This is a genomic window from Streptomyces sp. VTCC 41912, from assembly GCF_045799175.1.
GTDB classification, from domain to species: Bacteria; Actinomycetota; Actinomycetes; order Streptomycetales; family Streptomycetaceae; genus Streptomyces; species Streptomyces albulus_C.
In genome coordinates this window covers 1-4,514 of the sequence record NZ_JBJMAB010000083.1, presented here as the reverse complement: position 1 = coordinate 4,514, position 4,514 = coordinate 1, and the positions used below count along the sequence as shown (strand labels likewise).

Annotated in this window: 1 protein-coding gene; it reads left to right on the top strand. The window is 72.8% G+C overall.

From position 1 onward, the window contains the following. A partial coding sequence (locus ACJ6WD_RS41195; RefSeq protein ID WP_407617800.1) for a type I polyketide synthase occupies positions 1-4,514 on the top strand: 4,514 nt, incomplete at both ends.

Sequence of the window (4,514 nt, the reverse complement as noted above, 5' to 3'; positions counted from 1 at the left end):
GATGTGACGGCGCTGCGCAACCAGCCCACCGTCCCGCCCGTCCTCCGCGGCCTGGTCAAGGCACCCGTCCGCCGCACGACCGCCGCCACGCCCGGCAACACGGGCCTCGCCGACCAACTCACCCGACTCCAGCGCGCCGAGCGACGCGAAACCCTCCTCACCCTCGTCCGCGACCAGGCAGCCATGGTGCTGGGCCACACCGCAGGCGACGGCGTCGACCCCGCCCGTGCCTTCCGCGACCTGGGCTTCGATTCCCTCACCGCGGTCGAACTGCGCAACCGCATCGGCACGGCGACCGGCCTCCGGCTGCCCGCCACGGCCGTCTTCGACTACCCCACCGCCGGCGCCCTGGCCGACCACCTCCTCGCCGAACTCCTCGGCCCCGACGCCGAGTCGGACCCCGACCGCTCCGCGCCGTCCATCACCGACGCCACCGACGCCACCGACGCCACCGACGACCCGATCGTCGTCATCGGCATGAGCTGCCGCTTCCCCGGCGGCATCACCTCGCCCGAGGACCTGTGGCAGCTCCTCGGCGACGGCGCCGACGTCGTCTCCGACTTCCCCACCAACCGCGGCTGGGACCTCGACAACCTCTACGACCCCGACCCCGCGCACCCCGGCACCTCCTACGCCCGCGCCGGCGGCTTCCTCCACGACGCCGCCTCGTTCGACGCCGACTTCTTCGGCATGAGCCCACGCGAGGCGATGGCCACCGACTCCCAACAGCGACTGCTGCTGGAGTCCTCCTGGGAGGCCGTCGAACGGGCCGGCATCGACCCGCTGACCCTGCGCGACAGCCGTACCGGCGTCTTCGCCGGCGTCATGTACAGCGGCTACGGCACCCGTCTCGACGGCGCCGAGTTCGAAGGTTTCCAAGGCCAGGGCAGCGCGCTGAGCGTCGCCTCCGGACGGGTCTCGTACACCTTCGGCTTCGAAGGCCCGGCCATGACCGTCGACACCGCGTGCTCCTCCTCGCTGGTCGCCCTGCACCTCGCCGCACAGGCACTGCGCGGCGGCGAATGCACCCTCGCCCTCGCGGGCGGCGTCACCGTGATGTCGATCCCCGACACCTTCATCGAGTTCTCCCGGCAACGCGGACTCGCCCCCGACGGCCGCTCCAAGCCGTTCTCCGAGTCCGCCGACGGCGTCGGCTGGTCCGAAGGCATCGGCATGCTACTGCTGGAACGCCGCTCGGACGCGGTCCGCAACGGTCACGAGATCCTGGCGGTGGTGCGCGGTTCGGCCGTCAATCAGGACGGCGCGTCGAACGGCCTGACGGCGCCGAACGGCCCGTCCCAGCAACGGGTGATCCGTCAGGCACTGGCCAGCGCCGGCCTGTCCCCGGCCGACGTGGACGCCGTCGAGGCGCACGGCACCGGCACCACCCTGGGCGATCCCATCGAGGCCCAGGCGCTCCTGGCCACCTACGGTCAGGACCGTGATCCGGACCGCCCGCTGTTCCTGGGGTCGGTGAAGTCCAACCTCGGCCACACCCAGGCCGCCGCCGGCGTCGCGGGCGTCATCAAGATGGTGCTGGCCATGCGCCACGGCGTACTGCCCCGCAGCCTGCACATCACCACACCGTCCTCCCACGTCGACTGGACCGCGGGCGCCGTCACCCTCCTCACCGAGGAAACCGCCTGGCCCGCCACCGACCGGGCCAGGCGAGCCGCTGTCTCGTCGTTCGGTATCAGCGGTACCAACGCCCACGTCATCCTGGAACAGCCGGACGGCACCCGGCACCCGGCGCTGCCGGCGTCGGAGCCGCACGAGGCCGCGCCGACCGCAGAGTCGACAACGGCGTCGCCAAGGGCGTCGACCACGATGCCGTCCACGATGCCGTCCGTGAACCTGACCGTGATGCCCTGGCCGCTGTCCGGCAAGTCACCACAAGCGCTGCGCGACCAGGCCGCACGCCTCCTCGCCCACGTGCAGCGGCACCCCGACCTCGCACCCGCCGACATCGCCCTGTCCCTCGCCACCCAACGCTCCCGATTCACCCACCGCGCAGTCGTCCTGAGCGCCGACCACGACGAGGCGACGCGTGCCCTCGCCGCCCTCGCGGCGGACGAGCCGAACCCCTCCACCCTCACCGGCACACCGCACCCGGGCCGCCGCGCGGTGTTGTTCTCGGGCCAGGGTTCGCAGCGGTTGGGGATGGGGCGTGAGTTGTACGGCCGTTTCCCGGTGTTCGCCGAGGCGTTGGATGCGGTGCTCGGGTGCCTGGATGCGGAGTTGTCGTCGGAGATTGGGTTGCGGGAGGTGATGTGGGGTGAGGATGCCGATCGGTTGAGTGAGACGGGTTGGGCGCAGCCGGCGTTGTTTGCCGTGGAAGTCGCCCTGTTCCGTTTGGTGGAGAGTTGGGGTGTGCGGCCGGACTTCGTCGCCGGTCACTCGATCGGTGAGATTGCGGCGGCGCACGTCGCGGGTGTGTTGTCGTTGGCGGATGCGTGCCGTCTGGTGGCGGCTCGTGCTCGTTTGATGCAGGCGCTTCCGTCGGGTGGTGCGATGTTCGCCGTCCAGGCCACGGAGGACGAGGTCGTCGCGCACCTGACGGACGGCTTGGCGATTGCCGCGATCAACGGGCCCACCTCCGTGGTCGTCTCCGGCGTCGATGCAGCCGCACGGGCCGTCGCGGAGCACTTCGCCGACCAGGGACGTCGCACCACCCGCCTGCGGGTCAGCCACGCCTTCCACTCGCCGCTGATGGACCCGATGCTGGAAGACTTCCGCACCGTCGCGGAAGGACTGTCCTACGCAGCGCCGTCCCTGCCCGTGGTGTCCAACCTCTCGGGCGGGCTGGCTTCGCCCGAAGAGTTGGGCTCGGCCGCGTACTGGGTGCGGCACGTCCGCGAGGCCGTCCGTTTCGCCGACGGTGTGACGGTCCTGGAGGCCGAGGGCGTCCGCACCTTCCTGGAACTCGGCCCCGATGGGGTCCTCTCCGCCATGGCCCGCGAATCGCTCGCCGACGAGGCGGTCACCGTCCCCGCGCTCCGCAGGAACGCATCCGAGGAACGCACCCTGCTCACCGCACTGGGCCGACTGGACACCACCGGCACCCCGCTCGACTGGCCCGCCTTCCTGGCACCCACCGGCGCCCACCCGGTCGACCTGCCGACGTACGCGTTCCAACACCGCCCGTTCTGGCCCTCCGCCAGCCGCGGCACCGGCGACGCCACCGCCCTCGGCATTGCCGGCGCCGCCCACCCGCTCCTCAACGGCGTCGTCGAACTCGCCGAGGACGAAGGGATGTTGTTCACCGGCCGCCTTTCGCTCCAGTCGCACCCCTGGCTGGCCGACCACACCGTCATGGGCCAGGTCCTGCTGCCCGGCACCGCACTCCTGGAACTCGCCCTGCGCGCCGGTGACGAGGTCGACTGCGACCACGTCGAGGAGCTGACGCTCGCCGCCCCGCTCGTCCTGCCGGCGCGCGGAGCGGTCCGGACCCAGGTCCGGGTGGGCGTCGCCGACGCCACCGGCCGGCGCACCCTCACCATCCACTCGCGCCCCGAGCAGGCCACGGACACCCCGTGGACGCAACACGCCACCGGTGTCCTGGCCAGCGGCCCGCCGACGGCGCCGACCGTCCCCTTCGACGCCACGGTGTGGCCGCCGACGGGCGCCGAGCCCGTCGACCTGACCGACTTCTACGCGTCCCGCGCGGCCGAGGGATTCGCCTACGGGCCCGCCTTCCAAGGTCTGCTGGCGGTGTGGCGACGGGACGGTGAGGTGTTCGCCGAGGCCGCCTTGCCGGAGGCCGGACGTCCCGACGCCGAGGCGTTCGGACTGCACCCGGCGCTGCTCGACGCGGGTCTGCACGCCGCCTGGCTCGTGGCCCCGGACGGGGACGACGCCCAGGCGGCCGGCGTGCCCTTCTCGTGGCACGGAGTCTCCCTGGCCGCTTCCGGCGCATCCGTGGTCCGCGTCCGACTCGGCCGCGCCGCCGACCAAACGCTCACCCTGGCGTTCGCCGACCCCACCGGCGCACCCGTCGCCACCGTCCAGGCCCTCGCCATGCGGAGCATCTCGGCCAACGCGCTGAGCGCCGGCGCGGCACTCGCCCGCGACGCGCTGTTCCGCCTCGACTGGGCCTCGATCTCCGGGGACGCTCCCCGGTCAAGCGACGCGCCGACCTCGACCGCGACCGGGACCTCGACCGCGAGCGCATCCGTGCCGGTGACGGTCGTCGGCGAGGACCTCCTCGACGTCGCCGCCAGTCTCGGTGCGTCCGGTGCGGACGTCGACGTCCGCACCGCCCTGCCGACCGACGAACCGGCCGCCGCACTCGTCGTGCTGCCCCTCGCGACGCCCGCGCCGGGCGGACCCGAGGACGCCGTCGACACCCCGGCCGCCACGCACGAGCTGACGCACCGCGCGTTGGAACTCGTGCAGACCCGCCTGACGGACCAGCGTTGCGCGGACTCGAAGTTCGTGTTCGTGACCCGGGGCGCGACGACCGGGCACGACGTGGCCGCTGCCGCGGTGTGGGGCCTGGTGCGTTCGGCCCAGTC